The following is a 16,313-nucleotide window of genomic DNA, read 5'->3' on the forward strand; positions in this document are numbered from 1 at the left end:
ATTAGATGGAAATCCAAGTTTCATTTATTCATCTTTTTTTAGTAGCATAGAACTATCCAAACTATTTCAATCAATGAACAGTCTTCTTTGATCAGCATTTGCACCATCCTTAATAAAACAATACAAAAAAATAAGCCAAAGATAGCTTAAATACAAAAAGTAATTTTGGCTATCTTTGGCTTATTTCGCTAATTTCAATATTAAAAATCTGGATTTCAATCATTTGAATATCCCTGTTAACCAGCTCCACTATATTTTATCAATAAAAGTAACTAAGGGGCATTGACAATTGTCCATTCCACCTGTGATGAATATTCCCCAGCATATCCACCGGGTTGAACATTTAGATAAAAATAGTTTTCTGAATTTTGTAGAATGCTGTAATTCCGGACATTATTATTAGTTGTTACTTCAGTCATAGGAAGTGTGATCGGATGTTCTTTTTCGATGACTTGTGCCGTATCACCATTTTGATAAAAAAGAGTGGCTGGTAATACTTGTTTACCATCTTTAAACTCTTCAGTTTGTGACACATTAAGTTTCCAATTAATCGGTTTTCCAGTTGTATCTTCTACTAAAAGATTGGCTGCCTGTGTCAAATTTGTTTGAATCGTATGACTAGCAACGGGGATTGACATGAAAGTCAGAAGATCTGGTACGTTTACAAATCTCACAACCCCCGCTTCTTTGATCACCTTAAATGTTTCAATATTTGATTGTTGTTGTTTTTCATTTTTAACATAAACTTCAAATTGATTTTCTCCTGCTACTAAGTCTGCAAGTGTGAAATTCTTTGAAAAATCAACCATATTTCCAGGTTGTGTATTCGCAATCGAATCTGAATCATTCAGCTTTTTTTCAACACCATTTAACTTATAGTAAATATTGATCCACGAACCACTATCGGCTTTCCACTTGCCACTCAAGGTAAACCCTTGATCCCCCGGGTAAAGAACGAGCGTTTGATTAGCAAGATTATTTGCCAGTTCAATCGTAGGAGGTGAAGCAGGTTTGGTCATTCTTAAGACCGTTGAATCTTGTGCTGACTCACCATTACTTTTTTGAATCATCAAAGTCACATTATTCACTTCTGAAACTGATGGTAGCTGACTCAGGTCAACAGGTACACGAAATGTGCCATCACTCTTGAAGCAAGACAATAGTTCATCAGTGTTCATTATCATCCCATTGATTGTTAAGTAAGCTGTGAGATCGTCCAAAGGACCACTCCATTTACCTGTTAGCGTGATCTGCTCGGAATCTAATTCTAGATTTTTGCTCGTATCATCAAAAGATAAGGCTAACTTTTCTGATTGAAAGCTTGGCATTTCAGCAGATAAAAAATGAGTAAATCCAATATCTTTTTTCATACTATCCCAAACAGATGCACGCAAGACAAATTTATCCTTAGTGACTGCTTTTTCTGTGACTTTGGCACGATAGGTGATCGTCATTGAATCACCCGTTTTTTCCAATAATCGATAAACCGAGTAATTGTCACTATAAGGACCATCAGAGATACCGTCTGAAGCGAGCGGCAATATTTCTGTAATCCGCCCATCATAGGACTTGGAATCTCCAAATTCTGTATGTCCATAAAAGTTATAAGCCGTTATGATGTCATAGGCAACTTCCTTAGATGGAGCCATCAAATTTCCGTTACCTGTTACACCACCATGTTTATAAACAAGTTCGGGTTCTCCTAATAATTCCAACCCTTGCTCTTTATCAGGAAAAACCGTCACTAACGTTGATTGCTTATACTCTTCTTCAAGGTTTGTATCATCTTTTTTTTCTAAAACTGTTGTAACTGTTATCGTATCCCCAATCGCTGTATAATTTGGATTCCCATCTTTTACATAGGTGATTTTAGCATGGATATGTCCACCATAGATGTCAGCTTCTGATTGTCCATCAGGCCATGAATCCGCAACAACTGACTTAGTAGAGAAGGCTAGCTGAAAGAGACTGAACAAAGCAAAATAGGCGACTAGAAATAATAATTTTTTATTCACTTTTTGCTTTTTCATTTCCTTCCTCACCTACCTTTTTGTTGGATCAGTTTGTAACTTAAGAACGCAATGATCCCTAATAGTAAGCCGCCTATCCCAATGATCATCGGCAGATAAGATACTTCTGCTTTTTCTTCTGTAATTGCTTCATCATTGATTTTTTTGGCATTTTCTGGTTTGATCGTAAATGTTTTTGCTAAATGCCATTTCTTTTGATTATTTTCTGTTGTCGCATCCACTGTTAACATATAAGTTCCCGGATCGATTTTCTTCTTGTTGACACTGATCGGAAAATCAAAGTTCGTATTGGGTGCGATCGACATATGATCTTTGTTTGCTGTATACAACACTTTTGATGAGCCTTTTTTAGTGATCGTCGCTTCCGTATGAACTTGACTGATGATCGTTGATGTAGGATTTTGTAAATGTGCAAAAATCGTTGCATACGAATTTTGTAACCCAGTTCTTACAGAAATTAATTTCAAATCTGGTGAGACAGGTTTACTGTTGTTCCTAAGCTCAACCCCAATAACATAAGCATACTTATTTCGAATCGCTGTTCCAGAAACTTTTTCACTTTGGTTCTCTTTTTTCGTTACATGGATACCTCCTAAAAGAATCCCGTCAAATGATTCTTTTGGCATTTTCAATTGAAAGTGCACGTCTTTTGCTTCTCCAGCTGGAATTGTTACTTCCTTTGCATCAGTGGTTAAGCAATCACTGACTTGGTATTTGGCAGAGGCATCCTTTTTAACTGTTCGTTGATTATAATCGATCACACCGTTTGTGTTGGTCGCTGCATTGTTGATCTCTATTTCAAAGACACTTTCTTTTTCTCCGACATTGGATAAATGAATGGATAGGTCGCGCGTTTCATTTGGTGCTTCAGTTAAGTCAAAATAAGATACATCTTTATTTGTTTGTTCTTCAGGTATATTTGCACTTACACTATATGCAGATTCAGCTGAATCTGCATATGAGGTGAGCGAATTGACACCAAGGATTCCCCAAAATCCGATGATGCCTGTGACTAAACAAATAAAACGATGATGACGTTTATTCATCATTGTGCATCAGTTGGACCTGCAGTAAGGGTCCAAGTAATCGTTGCGGTATACTCTTTTGCTTGAGCAGAACCAGCAGGAACAGTCAATTGAACATTTGTATTGTTTCCTTCTTCTCCTTCAAATACATCTAACCAAGTTCCCTGACCATTCAGACTTTTTGCCGTCATAACTGGTTGAGCTTCATGATTGTTAAAAGTGAAATCAAAAGCATCAGGTTTGCCGCTGATGTTATCAGAAGTCGTTCGAGTATCTCCATTCGCAAATGATAGGATTGCTCCTTTTAATTCAGTGCTGTCAGCTGCTGAAAATTTTGAAGCAGTCGCAGTTAGTGACCAGCCACCAGCTACTCCTCGTTTATCTGTGATTTGAACAAATGGTTTTGCATTTGCTGCGACATAGACTTTTTTATTTTGTGAAATTTCTTGTGTACCAAAACTGATATTGGACATATAGTCAATTGAAAGTGGTCCTTGATCGCCAGTTCCATGATTGTTAGGATCATCTGGATCTACTTCGTCTGGTTTGTCGATTGGATCATCTGGATTATCTGGATTCACTGGTTTGTTGGAATGGGTATCATTCCCTTCGAATGTGATCTTTGCTGTTGAAGTTGCTGAATCACTCATTTCTTCTGCATAGATGGTCATACTCATGGTATTAATGGCTAACACACTTAATAATGTAGTTGCTAGAATATTTTTTTTCATGTTTCTTCTCCTTTAGATTAAGTTGGTGCGTCTGTTAATGTCCAAACAAGTGTGGCAGAATAAGTTCCTGCCAAGTTACCAGAAGGTACTTTTAATGAAACAGCTTCTGCTGACATCTGATCTTCCCAAGTCCCTAGACCGGTTGTTGCGGCAGCAAACATAATATTTTGCGCATCTTTATTTACTGTTACCGTTGCCGTTTCAGCTGCCGGAGATTGATTCTCTGTCACCGTTTTTGCTGTCCCTGCTGGCAAGCTTAGTTCAGCCCCAGCTAACGCAACACCATTTTCAGTATAAAATCCTGCTTTTTCACTATCATAGCTAACTTGTAAGTTCCAACCTGCACCATTTCCTCGTAGATCAGATATTTGTGTCTCAACAAATTCATCTGAATTCCCAGCTGTATAGTTTTTTGTTTCACTAGCGATTTTTTGTGTACCGAAGTCAATATTTGAGATATAGTCAATACGTAAAGCACCGGTGTTTCCTGTTGGAATATACGTACCTGGTACATCTGGTGGATCAATTGGATCCGTTGGTTCATCCGTTTCATCTTGTTTCTCTAACCCAACTTTAGCGATACTTGTGCCATGAGTATCATCGGCTATTTCTGCATAAACGGTTGTTGCCTTCGCACTAATAACGAATGTGCTAAATAGTGCGATTGTTAAAACTACTTTTTTCATTTTTTTCCTTCTTTCCTTTTCTCAGTAAGAGGAAACCTCCTGCTGCTGTTACAATGAGTCCACCACAGATCATCAAAGAACTACTCTGCTGATCAATTGTTTTTGGGAGCTTTCTTTGCATCATTCTTTTTGTCTGCCCGTCTTTCTCTTTTGCCAGATCTTCTGATGATGCATTTGAAGGATTTGGTACAAAGCGGATCCCCGCTGTGCTTTGTACAGATTCAGCGTAGACAATCATTGTTCGCGTATATGCCTCAATGGTCAAAAAAATAAGGAACAAAAAGAAAACAATCGTCATCTTTCTCATCCACTTACCCTCACCTTTCTCTTTACAGCAAATGTAACAAAACCTCCTTTTTTTAATCTTCGCTCAATTGGGTAAATCCTATTTTACTTATATTCATTCTAAAAAAAGGCGTTTGAAACCGTTTAACCTTGCAATTTTTGCTTTTTTTGTCTTAAAAGATGAATCGAACGACTGACTGATAACAAATCGGTGTGATCGATCAAATTTCAAAATTGTTGTAGAGATAGTCAAATAAATACTTTGCTAACAATAGTTGGCTGTTTCTAACAATCTCAAAGAATATTCCCCACATTTTTCAAGCCATTAAGTATTCGTTTCACTATTTATTATGTAGACACTTAACTACGCTTCTGTCCTTAACGAAGACTCTTACAGCAATAAAAATTGACCATAATTAAGAAGAAAGAAAAAAATCAATGGTGAACGTTTCACCCAAATCTATTGACAGAAAATTCAATTTTTTACTTTTTTTGTCTTGACACTGTCCATCATTGCTTCTATAATGAACAAAAATTATTGATAGAGAGAGTAACGAATAATAAGCATTTTAGAGAGCGATTGGTTGGTGGAAAATCGTAGGTCTATTATTTGTGAAAGTAACTCTGGAGATGCACAAGTGACGTTAGAAGTTTGTGCCGGCGATCCCCGTTATCGGATAATGCGCTTCACTATTAGTGAGTCGCTAAGAGATTGTTTATTCATAAACAAAAAAAACGGTGGTACCGCAATGTCAATTGCCCGTTGGAATAATTATTCCAACGGGCTTTTTGTGTTTTTCACCAAAGAAAGGAAAAGATTTATGCAAATTTTTAGACAAAGACGAGTCAGACGTTTAGCTTCATTTCATTTATGTTAACTAAACGATTAAGGAGTTATTTATGATGGAAAAATTATCAACAAAGAAATTATTTTTATTAGCTTCACTCATTTTCGGAATGCTTTTTGGAGCAGGTAACCTTATTTTCCCTGCTCATTTAGGTCAACTTGCAGGTAGTCATTGGTTATCTGCTGGGATTGGTTTTTTGATCTCCTCTACTTTATTACCTTTAGCTGCACTGATTGCCTTAAGTAAAACACGCTCAAGCGGGTTGTACGATTTTGCTAAACCAGTGGCTGCGTGGTATGGTACCTTATTTCTTATTATGAACCATATGGCCTTAGGACCTTTATTCGCCACTCCCAGAACTGCTGCATTAGGATATCAATTTAGTTTAGGAATGATTTTACCAGAAAAGTATACAACGATTGGCTTATTTATCTTTTCGGTTATTTTCTTTGGCTTAGCCTATTATTTATCAACTCGTGAATCAAATTTATTAAAAATCAATTACGATCATTCGTGCGCTTCAAGGAATGGGGATTCATGATGAAGATCAGATTGCTAAAAATACTGTAAAATCTGGTCTATTCACGATGGTTTTATGTGGTGGTATCTATTTGGGGATTATTGCATTAGGTACGATGTCTTTAAATCGCTTTGGTATCTCCGAAAACGGAGGGATTGCATTAATTCAAATCGTCCAATCCTATTTTGGTAAAGTGGGATTGATTTTTATGGCCTTGATGACGCTGTTAGCAGTTTTCACTTCTGCGATGGGATTGATTGCCTCATTTGCCCAAGATTTCTCAGTCCGCTTCCCTAAGATCGGCTATAAAGGATGGCTTCGAATCACTACATTACTTTCTTTTATTACCGCAAACTTTGGACTTGACACCATTATTGCTTGGACCATGCCATTTTTAATGATTCTTTATCCTCTTTCCATGGCAATGATCATCCCAGCACTTTGCTCTGCCTTTTTCCAAAATCGCAGAATCGTTTATCAATTGACGACAATCTTTACAGCCATACCTGCTTTGTTTGATGGTATCAAAGCATTACCTATTCAAAATCATTTGACAACAAATTTAACCAATTGGTATGTTCATACGATTCCATTTGCTTCCAGTGGTGTTGGTTTTATCCTGCCAGCAATCAGTGGCTTTATCATAGGCGTACTGTATTGTTTAATTTTTAAACAAAGAACTGAGTTAGACCCTTCTCTATCTAATTGAGTCTTGTAACGGACAAAGAGAAGTTTTACCGAAATATGACGCTTCATTTGATAATTTGAGTGAAGCCAGAAGAAAGAAGCAAAAAAGAACAATGTTGATTATCTTTTGATAAACGCATTGTTCTTTTGCTAGTTTTCATTGATTGACCTGATCTTGTAAGAGAATTTGATTGTTAATCAGATCTGAGATAAACTCTGTGATATATTTTTCTTTTTCTTCATTAGAATAGTCACCAGAATCAGCAAATCGTATTAATACTTTTTCTTTTACATGACTAAGTGCTACATTTGTTTTTAATAATTCAAATATATAGATCGATACTTCATTATCTAAAAGATAGATTTCATCATTCAAGGAAAGATAGAGGTCGTTCCCTAATTTCTCATAGGCCAATTCGCCGTTCAGTCTCACCTAATCACGCTCCTTCAGGTCATTTCTGTCTGTTTCCAGATACGATACATTTGATTTTTTATTAACTCTTGCAATAATTGACATTCAGAGCGATCCACTCCATGAATATCATTGGTATGATAATAATGTTGCGCACGACAACCACCACCGCATAAATAGCGAAAAGAACAAGTTTGACAACCAGATAAATGATGGATATTTTGAGATTCAAGCAATTCTATCTCTTTATGGTTATAAATATCAGCTAATTTGTTTTTTCTGATATTACCTAATTTATAGTCATCTGTCTCCAATAATTTACATGCAAAAATATCCCCAACTGGATTGATAACGAACTCTCCCAAACCAAAACCACAAGATTCTTTAATTGTAAATGGCTTTAAAAATGCAGATCGTTGAGCACTTTTTTCTTTGCACTCGATTTCTTTTCTTTCTTCAAAAGATAATGAAATATCTGCCATACTACCTCTTCCTAATTCGCTAAATCCACCTAATTTATAGGCGATTCCATTCTCTTTAAAAAACTCAATCGTTTGATCAACCGATTTTAAGTTATAGTTGGTAACGGTTGCATTAACGTAAATATTATGGAAACCGATATCTAAAAGATTACGGATACCTCTCATTGCTATTTCATAACAACCTCTACCACGGTTCTTGTCATTTTCTTCTTTATCAATCGAATCCAAGCTGATGGTCATTGATTCGCATCGATCTGCCAAGAATTGTGCATTCCTTTTTTTTCCAATCAAGGTTCCATTAGTGATCAAACCAACCGATAAGCCTAGTTGATAGGCATAATCGATATATTTTAAAGAATCATGATTCAGTCCTATTTCTCCACCAGTAAAAATGACTTTTTTTACACCACAGTCTTTTAATTGCTCTAATAGTTGGAACCATTCAATAAAAGACAATTGATCTGGATAGTTCTTGGTCATATCTGCTTCTGCGTAACAATACACACATTTTAAATTACATTGATGTGTCAACGCCAAATAAGCGGTTTCAGGAATGGTGACTTCATTTTTTTTTACTTTTAATGGCTCGTCTAATAGAAGCTGAAAGATTTTTAGTTTTTTTTGCGTAGACTCGGATAACGCTGAATACTTTCGTAGCTTCACCAACTCTAACTCTTCTTTAGAAATCACTAGCCAGCTGCTTCTTAGAACATTATGGAGAATCATTTCATCAAGAAAAGGATACGCGTATAAATTTTCCTTGATTTTCATAGATCACTCACCTCTTTTATTAGCATCACAAACGAATAATAACATTTTGACTATATTAAATAGGAAAATAAAGTCGCCTTTTTAACAGGGGAGTTTTGTAGGGCAACTTTATTTTCCAATTAAAAATGGACATCGGAAGACTAGATTAAGAACCGTTACCAATCAATAACCCACAAGAACATGGGGACAAAACATTGCCAGAGATTTTTTTTAGTACAGGTTTCGTAAACATAACAAGTCTCCTTTCTGAACTTTTAGGAAAAAGCACGATAATATTCATTTTTTTTCCTAAATATAGTATAAACTTTGAATGAAAATATTGTCAATGACGGTTCGAGAGAAAAATTATTAAAACCTTAGTTATAAAATAAAAACAATTAAACAATTTATGCGTTTCTTTTATATAACGCTAAAATTTCTAAGACACGTTGATTTGTTCTTCTGACTTATTTGATTGGATTCATTACTATCTATAAGTAAATTTGTTTTTATTTTATTTCATCACCTCAAATTTTCATAGTGATCATAAATTTCCATTAAGTTATTTTAAATAACGATTTTTTAAGTTTAAATTTGAAAAACACTGCTTTATCTGTTTATTTTATTCTAAACATAACGATTATTTAACGAACAAATCTATTTTTTTCATAAGAATTTTAGTATAATTACAATCTATAAAGTATATTTAATTCCTCATCAATCTGAAACTAACTTTTGGGTCATAAGGACTTTATTTTAATTCGATACCACGGTGTTTAAATAAGTGGTTTAATTTTTAGGAGGGATATATTGAAAGGTTATTATTCAGTACAAGAATTAGCCGACCAACTTGGTGTGACAACTCGTTCAATTCGAAACTATCTGCACGAAGGGAAATTAAAGGGAACAAAAGTTGGAGGAAAATGGAAGTTTTCTGAACAAAATTTGTTTGATTTCCTTTACGGTGACAAGGAAAATCTAATGATCCAAAAAGATTATCAAGTGACGCTTGATGTCCCTGTCACATTAAAATTATCTCTTGTAACAGATGATTTTCACGAAATGGATGCCTTTAAAGAGCAACTTTTTAACTATCATTCAGAGGTTTATGCTAATAAAAATGATCGATTGATCCAATACACGCATTTCAAAGAAAATGAATATGATATCTTAATTGGTGGTAACTTTAATTATGTCACTAATTTCGGGTCATGGATCTATGAACAACTACAAAAACAAACATCCATTTCACTAAAAAAGAATTAGTTTTTTATTTTGAAAGAGAGACTGTGAAAGAAACGATCTGCTCTGATGACAATAAGCCTGAATTTTTTGAAACAGCTTCCCATGTTTCAAAAAATTCAGGCTTATTTCAAGAACTGGATGCATAAGCACCGTGTATAAGAGATTGCGAAAAGAGCGTTTGACCTGATTACTCGCCAAGTAAAAACTACGACGAGTAATCGTTGGAGCAAACAAGATAAAAATCTCGAAACAGCTCCCCCTGTTTTGTGGATTTTTGTCTTATTGCCGAAGGTCAGCTCTTTGAATGTCGTTTACTGTTTTTTTAGATTCTAAATTTATTTTTTTCCTATTTCTTGTTTCTATAATAATGGTAAGTAGCTTTAACCCTTACCACCTTGAAAGGATGGATATAGTTTCATGCCACCATCTACAAATAAAGTAATTCCTGTCACATAACTGGATTCATTAGAAGCGAGCCAAGCAGCAGCGGCGGCGACTTCCTCGGGTTTACCCACTCGTTCCATTGGTATCATGCTTTCTAGAATTTCTTTTTCTTTTGGATCTTCAAATTTTTCTGCATTAATCGGAGTTTTGATCGCCCCTGGTCCAATACTGTTGATTCGAATATTTTCTGGTGCGTACTCCATGGCTACTGTTTCTGTAAACAGCTTGACACCGCCTTTTGATGCTGCGTAATGAGCAAATGTCGGCCAAGGGATTTGTTCGTGAACGGAGGACATGTTGATAATATTACCTTTGATCTGATGAGTTTTAAAATAACTCAACGCTGTTTTTGTCCCTAAAAATACGCCTGTTAGGTTCACCTTTAACACTTTCTCCCAATCTTCTAATTCCAGCTCATGGGTTGGTTTTTGCGTTTCCATACCAGCATTATTGACCCAGATATCTAAACTTCCGAATGTTTCGATTGCTGCTTTGAGCAGACGATCCATCCCTTCTTCTGTACTGACATCCGCTTCGACAGCTACTGCTTTGCCACCATTTTTTTCGATCTCGGCTACTGCTTCTTGTGCCCCTTCTTCATCCGAATGATAGTTGACAACCACACACATTTTTTCTTTACCAAAGCGTTCACAGATTGCTTTACCGATCCCTTTTGATCCTCCAGTTACTACTGCCACCTTATTTGTTAGATCTTTATACATATACTTTCCACCCTTCTTTTTCACCTACTGCATACTTCCTATATCAAGTGTACAATAGCACCCTGTCTTTTAGGCAAACGATACGCTTATTCGATCGATTTACTTTTTTCTATAATAAAAGAGTCAGCAAGCTACTTGCTGACTCGAATGATTTCACCAAAAAAGTCTTTTTTATTGTCTTCAGTTAAATTCAATACTTTTATTTAAAATAGTCCGCTGTCGCTTTTTCATCTGCTTTCAGTTGTTCAATCAACGATTCAACGTTTGGAAATTTCACTTGGTTTCTCAAAAAATGATGCCAACGGACTTTTACATGCTCTCCATAGATATCTTGAGCAAAATTTAAAATATATAATTCAACGGTAAGTTCACGATCATCACCAAAGGTATCATTATGACCGATTGATCCCATTGCTTGATACCACGTTTCACCAACTTTGATCTCTGAAACATAGACACCTTCTTTTGGAAGATGAACAGTACTTTTAACTTTGATGTTAGCTGTTGGGAATCCTAGCAGGCGACCACGAGCATCGCCATGGACTACCACCCCTTCGACCTCGTAAGCAGCCCCCAATAAACGTGTTACTTCATTTATTTCTCCTGCGTTTAATAATTCACGTATCCGTGTCGAACTAATCTTCTCGCCACTGTCTTCTTCTTTTGGTACAGTGATGACTTCAAATCGATTCTTTGCATAACTTGGTAAGTGCGCTACATCTGCAATTTCTTTAGGTCCGTAAGTATAGTCAAAACCAGAAACAGCATATTTTGCATGAAGTCCTACGATATATTGATCGACAAATTCTTGTGGAGCTAAATGAGCAAACGATGACGTAAAATCGATTTCGTATAAATAATCAACACCTAATAGGGCCATTTTTTCTTCTTTTTGTTCCAGAGTAGTCAAATATTTTACTTGACTTGGATTTATTTTTTTGAAGACGATTGAAGGATGTTGGTTGAAAGTCATCAAAGCTAATTTCAATCCTTCTTTTTTAGCAATTTCTTTTCCCCGATTGATAACACGTTGATGGCCTAGATGTACCCCGTCAAAAAATCCTAAAACAAGTACAACATCTTCTGGTGGGATCTGATCTGCTTGATAAGGATGTCTAATTTTGATAATTTTCATTTTTATACCTCATTCCTCAACACTTTGCTTGGTTTTAATTTATTTTTTTCTTTTGGATTTGGCTGGTAAATACTTACTACTTTGTCTTGGTAAAAAAGTGCGATCTCTTCTGTCGGCATTTCTGCTAAGTTAAATACCTGATAATCTAAGCGCATACCATTTTTAACTTTTTCCCAAACACGATCACTAATGTCTACTCTCTTAAAACGAGCGACACCAGCTTCTAGTGGTAATAAATGTTCTTCAAAGGTTCCTGCAAGCATATAATCTGCTACTTGCTGTAAAGTGATTGCCTGCTCCTTCTTCATTCCTCCACTAGCTGTTCGAGTTAGATCGGACATGTGAGCAGGATAGCCTAATTTTTTCCCAGTATCAACAGCAAGCGTTCGTACATAAGTCCCTTTCCCGCATACTACCTCAAAACGCCAAGATAGCAACCCCTTCTCTTGGTCCCAATGCACGTCACTTGTTCTTTCAAAACGTTCAATCTGCGCTTTACGCACGGGACGTGTAACTGTTTCATTGTTTCTGGCATACTCATAAAGACGTTTGCCGTTCACTTTGACAGCTGAATACATCGGTGGTATCTGAGTGATTTCCCCGATAAAACTTTTCATCGTTTCATCAATTTCTTCATCACTGATTAATCGATCAACTGTTTTACTTTCGACGACCTCACCAGATTTGTCTTCTGTCGTTGTACTAAATCCTAATGTAATCTCTCCTTGGTATACTTTTCCTGCATCGCTTAAATATTCGATAACTTTAGTCGCTTTTCCAAGGCAAATCGGTAACACACCATCAACATCAGGGTCTAACGTACCACCATGACCAATTTTTTTCATATGTAAGATTTTTCTTAATTTAAATACACAATCATGACTTGTCATGCCACGTTCTTTCCACAAAGGTAATAATCCGTCCATGTTTTTTCTCCCTATCCAATAAAATATCAACTTTGTCATTATAACACATCCCACAATAATGTGACGATTTTACCTTTTTTCGCTACGTTTTTATTATTTGGCAACAAACTTGTAATAAAACTTCACAAACCTGTAAATACAATTCATGTTATTCTCTTAGACAAAGGCAAGCTTGAATCCTTCATTTGCAACCTTTGATTAAAACGAGACGCAGCTTTTAAGGAATAGATGATCCTAGTCTTCCCCAAAACAAAAAACTGAGAATCATATACGAATCTCGAAAAGAGTCTGAAGTATAAATCTAACTCTTAATAAACGGTGTCCAAGAAGCCACTTCTTAAAAATAAGAGAGAATTTTTCAAAATAAGAAAAGCTATTTTAAAAGATTCTCTCTTATTCGTTTGGAGTTGACCGCTTCTTTCACAACCTGTTCGAGACACGTACAAATTGCTCATTTTTTTCTCATGTATTCTGTACAGTAAAATTACGGTACTGTGCGTTTATCATTTTAAACTACTTGCATTGTGTAGTTTGAACTTTTTTTCTAAAAAATTGGATGATGGTGTAACTGCGGTATCTCTGCTTTATAAAAAGCTAAAACTAAAAAAACTACTAAAAAAGAGCTATAACCCCACTTCTTAAGGTTTATAGCTCTTTTTGTTTTAATCTTTATTTAAATTACGAAGCAACTCATCAATGTGGTTACCATACCCCACTGACTCATCTAATTCAAAAGTTAATTCAGGCGTTTTATAGATGCTTAAGTTGTGTCCTAATTCACGGCGAATCAGTCCACTTGCTTTTGCTAGGCCTTCCTGTGCTTTTTTCTTATCTGAAGCTAAGTCAGATAAAATACTATAATAGATGGTTGCTTGTTGTAGATCTCCCGTAACGTGGACATCAGTGATTGTCACGTTTTCTACACGAGGATCACGAACTTTTTTACGTAAAATATCATTTACTTCTTTTAAAATTTCTTGACCGACTCGGCGGTCTCTATAGTTTGCCATATTGAGCGGCCTCCTAAAATTAAATTGTTTTGATTTCTTCCATAATGAAGCCTTCGATGACGTCATCGACTTTGATGTCATTGAATTTTTCGATCATTGCACCACATTCATAACCCATTTTAACTTCTTTTACATCGTCTTTGAAACGTTTCAAGCTAGCTAGTTGTCCTTCGTAAATGACGATACCATCACGGATCACGCGAACGCCACTATCACGTCGAATGTATCCTTCTGTGACATAAGCCCCAGCGATCGTTCCAACTTTTGAAACTTTGAATGTTTCTCGAACGATCATTTGACCAGTGATTTTTTCTTCAAACTCTGGATCTAGCATCCCTTTCATCGCTGTTTCGATTTCTTCGATTGCTTTATAAATGATTCGGTGTAAACGAATGTCCACTTCTTCATTATCCGCTTGAATTTTAGCTTGTGGTGTAGGACGAACATTGAACCCAATGATGATCGCATTACTTGCTGCTGCAAGGGTTACATCACTTTCATTGATGGCACCAACTGCAGAATGGACGATTTTCACACGTACGCCTTCTACATCGATCTTTTGCAATGAAGCAGCCAATGCTTCTGCAGAACCTTGTACATCAGCTTTAATGATAACATTTACTTCTTTTAATTCGCCTTCTTTTAAGCTTTCAAACAAGTTGTCCAATGTTACCCGACTAGTGATCGCACGATGTTCTAACAACGCACGTTTGGCACGTTCTTCACCGGCTGCACGAGCAGTTTTTTCATCTTCAAAGACAACAAAGCGGTCACCTGCTTGTGGCACATCGTTTAACCCAGTGATCTCAACTGGTGTTGCTGGTCCAGCAGATTTTTCACGACGACCTAAGTCGTTGACCATCACACGCACACGTCCATAGGTATTTCCTACTACAATTGGGTCACCTACGTTTAAAGTCCCTTGTTGAACAAGTAATGTAGTAACAGGTCCTTTTCCTTTGTCTAGACGTGCTTCAATTACTGTACCAATTGCTCGTTGTTTAGGATCTGCTTTTAGATCCTCTACTTCCGCAACCAGCAAGATCATTTCTAGCAATTCGTCAATATTTTGACCAAATTTAGCAGAGATTTCAACGAAAATCGTTTCTCCACCCCAAGCTTCTGGAATCAATTCATATTCACTTAATTCTTGCATCACGTGTTGAGGATTTGCCCCTGGTTTATCAATCTTATTAACAGCAACGATAATTGGTACGCCAGCTGCTTTCGCATGGTTGATTGCTTCGACTGTTTGTGGCATAACACCGTCATCTGCTGCTACAACTAAGATCGTGATATCAGTGATACTTGCTCCTCGCGCACGCATACTTGTAAATGCAGCATGCCCAGGTGTGTCTAAGAATGTGATTGGTTTGCCATCGATATCGATTTGGTAGGCACCGATATGTTGTGTAATCCCACCAGCTTCGCCACTTGTTACTCGTGAATGACGTAATGTATCAAGTAATGTTGTTTTCCCGTGGTCGACGTGTCCCATGATTGTTACAACTGGTGGACGAGAAACCAATGTATCAGGATTTAATTCTTCTGGTTCAAAGAATTTGTCGATATCTGCGATATCTACTTGGATTTTTTCTTGTGGTTCCATCCCATAATCTGTTGCTAAGAGTTCAATCGTATCTTTATCTAGTGCTTGGTTTTGGTTGACCATTACGCCAAGCATAAATAATTTTTTGATGATCTCTGCTGGTTCACGATGGATTTTCTTCGCAATATCCGCAACGTTCATGCCTTCAGTATACTCTAATACTTCTGGTAACTCACGGAATTTACGTGGTGGTACAGCAGGTTTATTGGAAGTTTGTTGTTTTCCTTTTTTCCCTTTTTTGTTAAAACGATTGCGGTTGTTATTGTTAAATTTACCACGATTATTATTGTTGTTACGGTTTTGGTTACCACCTTGGTTTGATCCTTGGCGATTTTGGTTTCCGCCTTGTGTTGATCCTTGGCGGTTTTGATTGCCACTTTGTGTTGCTCCTTGACGGTTTTGGTTATTTCCGCCTCCATTATTACTTCGGTTTTGGTTTGTTGATTGGTTTTTTCCTTGATTCACTTGACCGCTCCCTTGACCGCGATCTTGATAGTTGCGGTTATTTTTTTGTTGTTTCGTTTTTGTTTCTTGTTTCTTTTGTTCATTCGGCTGGTTTGTGGCTGGCTTTTGGCTGGCTTGCTGTGCTGGTTTTTTATTCGTCTGTGGTTTTTTGAACGCTTGTTGCAACTTCTTTTCATCACCAGTTGTGATTGTTCCCATGTGATTCTTCACATTAATCCCAAGTTGCTGCGCCTTTTCCACAACGTCTTTACTAGGCTGATTTAATTCTTTTGCTAGTTCATAAATTCGTTTGTTGCTCATG

At 36.5% G+C, this 16,313-nt stretch carries 15 protein-coding genes and 1 other annotated feature; of the genes, 3 read left to right on the plus strand and 12 right to left on the minus strand.

The features are described from left to right. Positions 1 to 272 precede the first annotated feature (272 nt). From IGK91_RS07670 to IGK91_RS07690, 5 genes are read right to left on the minus strand one after another with little or no spacing between them, the layout of a single operon-like run. Positions 273 to 2,030, minus strand: coding sequence for a hypothetical protein (locus IGK91_RS07670; protein WP_081125119.1), 1,758 nt, complete (start codon positions 2,028 to 2,030; stop codon positions 273 to 275). Between the two features lie 8 nt (positions 2,031 to 2,038). After that, positions 2,039 to 3,079, minus strand: a complete 1,041-nt coding sequence (locus tag IGK91_RS07675) for a DUF916 and DUF3324 domain-containing protein (RefSeq protein ID WP_113803594.1) — start codon at positions 3,077 to 3,079, stop codon at positions 2,039 to 2,041. Next, the gene (locus tag IGK91_RS07680) at positions 3,076 to 3,786 is read right to left on the minus strand and encodes a WxL domain-containing protein (protein ID WP_104325012.1); all 711 of its coding nucleotides are present in this window, start codon (positions 3,784 to 3,786) and stop codon (positions 3,076 to 3,078) included. The genes IGK91_RS07675 and IGK91_RS07680 overlap by 4 nt, the downstream gene beginning before the upstream one ends. Before the next feature lie 17 nt (positions 3,787 to 3,803). Continuing rightward, the gene (locus IGK91_RS07685) at positions 3,804 to 4,472 is read right to left on the minus strand and encodes a WxL domain-containing protein (protein WP_010737765.1); all 669 of its coding nucleotides are present in this window, start codon (positions 4,470 to 4,472) and stop codon (positions 3,804 to 3,806) included. Beyond that, positions 4,438 to 4,779, minus strand: a complete 342-nt coding sequence (locus tag IGK91_RS07690) for an LPXTG cell wall anchor domain-containing protein (protein WP_010737766.1) — start codon at positions 4,777 to 4,779, stop codon at positions 4,438 to 4,440. Before IGK91_RS07690 ends, IGK91_RS07685 begins: the two co-directional genes overlap by 35 nt. A gap of 507 nt (positions 4,780 to 5,286) precedes the next feature. Beyond that, positions 5,287 to 5,524 (plus strand) — a binding site (T-box leader). A gap of 136 nt (positions 5,525 to 5,660) precedes the next feature. Here IGK91_RS07690 and IGK91_RS07695 point away from each other — a divergent pair. Together IGK91_RS07695 and IGK91_RS07700 are read left to right on the plus strand one after the other, a co-directional pair. After that, on the plus strand, positions 5,661 to 6,146 hold the full coding sequence (locus tag IGK91_RS07695) for a branched-chain amino acid transport system II carrier protein (RefSeq protein WP_241653298.1): 486 nt from the start codon (positions 5,661 to 5,663) through the stop codon (positions 6,144 to 6,146). Continuing rightward, positions 6,133 to 6,834 (plus strand): branched-chain amino acid transport system II carrier protein, encoded by a 702-nt coding sequence (locus IGK91_RS07700; protein WP_241653299.1) that lies wholly within the window; start codon positions 6,133 to 6,135, stop codon positions 6,832 to 6,834. Before IGK91_RS07695 ends, IGK91_RS07700 begins: the two co-directional genes overlap by 14 nt. Positions 6,835 to 6,969: 135 nt before the next feature. On the opposite strand, the gene IGK91_RS07705 is transcribed toward IGK91_RS07700, so the two are convergent. Next, complete coding sequence (locus tag IGK91_RS07705) at positions 6,970 to 7,245, minus strand: hypothetical protein (RefSeq protein ID WP_010737768.1); 276 nt, start codon at positions 7,243 to 7,245, stop codon at positions 6,970 to 6,972. Positions 7,246 to 7,259: 14 nt separating this feature from the next. Further along, a complete protein-coding gene (locus IGK91_RS07710; protein WP_181934330.1) occupies positions 7,260 to 8,477 on the minus strand; it encodes a radical SAM/SPASM domain-containing protein in 1,218 nt (405 codons plus the stop codon). A 789-nt stretch (positions 8,478 to 9,266) separates the two neighbouring features. On the opposite strand from IGK91_RS07710, the gene IGK91_RS07715 reads away from it, so the two are divergent. Continuing rightward, positions 9,267 to 9,722 (plus strand): helix-turn-helix domain-containing protein, encoded by a 456-nt coding sequence (locus tag IGK91_RS07715; RefSeq protein ID WP_010718891.1) that lies wholly within the window; start codon positions 9,267 to 9,269, stop codon positions 9,720 to 9,722. Between the two features lie 359 nt (positions 9,723 to 10,081). Here the strand turns inward: IGK91_RS07715 and IGK91_RS07720 are convergent, their stop codons facing one another. The 5 genes from IGK91_RS07720 to infB all read right to left on the minus strand — a co-directional run bounded on the left by IGK91_RS07720 (position 10,082) and on the right by infB (position 16,312). After that, positions 10,082 to 10,867: a glucose-1-dehydrogenase gene (locus IGK91_RS07720; protein ID WP_010737770.1), complete on the minus strand. Its 786-nt coding sequence runs from the start codon at positions 10,865 to 10,867 to the stop codon at positions 10,082 to 10,084. A gap of 199 nt (positions 10,868 to 11,066) precedes the next feature. Continuing rightward, a complete protein-coding gene (ribF, locus tag IGK91_RS07725; protein ID WP_010737771.1) occupies positions 11,067 to 12,002 on the minus strand; it encodes a riboflavin biosynthesis protein RibF in 936 nt (311 codons plus the stop codon). A gap of 2 nt (positions 12,003 to 12,004) precedes the next feature. Beyond that, positions 12,005 to 12,928, minus strand: coding sequence for a tRNA pseudouridine(55) synthase TruB (gene truB, locus IGK91_RS07730; RefSeq protein ID WP_010718888.1), 924 nt, complete (start codon positions 12,926 to 12,928; stop codon positions 12,005 to 12,007). 662 nt (positions 12,929 to 13,590) lie between these two features. Further along, positions 13,591 to 13,938 (minus strand): 30S ribosome-binding factor RbfA, encoded by a 348-nt coding sequence (gene rbfA / locus IGK91_RS07735; RefSeq protein WP_010718887.1) that lies wholly within the window; start codon positions 13,936 to 13,938, stop codon positions 13,591 to 13,593. Positions 13,939 to 13,957: 19 nt separating this feature from the next. Next, positions 13,958 to 16,312 (minus strand): translation initiation factor IF-2, encoded by a 2,355-nt coding sequence (gene infB, locus IGK91_RS07740; RefSeq protein WP_081123315.1) that lies wholly within the window; start codon positions 16,310 to 16,312, stop codon positions 13,958 to 13,960. Position 16,313 lies beyond the last annotated feature (1 nt).

This window comes from Enterococcus sp. DIV1208, assembly GCF_050530455.1.
GTDB lineage: Bacteria > Bacillota > Bacilli > Lactobacillales > Enterococcaceae > Enterococcus_B > Enterococcus_B hirae.

Coding starts and splice junctions, on each gene's coding strand:
- IGK91_RS07670 (WP_081125119.1), bottom strand. CDS start 2,030: ATGAAAAAGCAAAAAGTGAATAAAAAATTATTATTTCTAGTCGCCTAT.
- IGK91_RS07675 (WP_113803594.1), bottom strand. CDS start 3,079: ATGATGAATAAACGTCATCATCGTTTTATTTGTTTAGTCACAGGCATC.
- IGK91_RS07680 (WP_104325012.1), bottom strand. CDS start 3,786: ATGAAAAAAAATATTCTAGCAACTACATTATTAAGTGTGTTAGCCATT.
- IGK91_RS07685 (WP_010737765.1), bottom strand. CDS start 4,472: ATGAAAAAAGTAGTTTTAACAATCGCACTATTTAGCACATTCGTTATT.
- IGK91_RS07690 (WP_010737766.1), bottom strand. CDS start 4,779: ATGAGAAAGATGACGATTGTTTTCTTTTTGTTCCTTATTTTTTTGACC.
- IGK91_RS07695 (WP_241653298.1), top strand. CDS start 5,661: ATGGAAAAATTATCAACAAAGAAATTATTTTTATTAGCTTCACTCATT.
- IGK91_RS07700 (WP_241653299.1), top strand. CDS start 6,133: ATGGGGATTCATGATGAAGATCAGATTGCTAAAAATACTGTAAAATCT.
- IGK91_RS07710 (WP_181934330.1), bottom strand. CDS start 8,477: ATGAAAATCAAGGAAAATTTATACGCGTATCCTTTTCTTGATGAAATG.
- IGK91_RS07720 (WP_010737770.1), bottom strand. CDS start 10,867: ATGTATAAAGATCTAACAAATAAGGTGGCAGTAGTAACTGGAGGATCA.
- ribF (WP_010737771.1), bottom strand. CDS start 12,002: ATGAAAATTATCAAAATTAGACATCCTTATCAAGCAGATCAGATCCCA.
- truB (WP_010718888.1), bottom strand. CDS start 12,928: ATGGACGGATTATTACCTTTGTGGAAAGAACGTGGCATGACAAGTCAT.
- rbfA (WP_010718887.1), bottom strand. CDS start 13,938: ATGGCAAACTATAGAGACCGCCGAGTCGGTCAAGAAATTTTAAAAGAA.
- infB (WP_081123315.1), bottom strand. CDS start 16,312: ATGAGCAACAAACGAATTTATGAACTAGCAAAAGAATTAAATCAGCCT.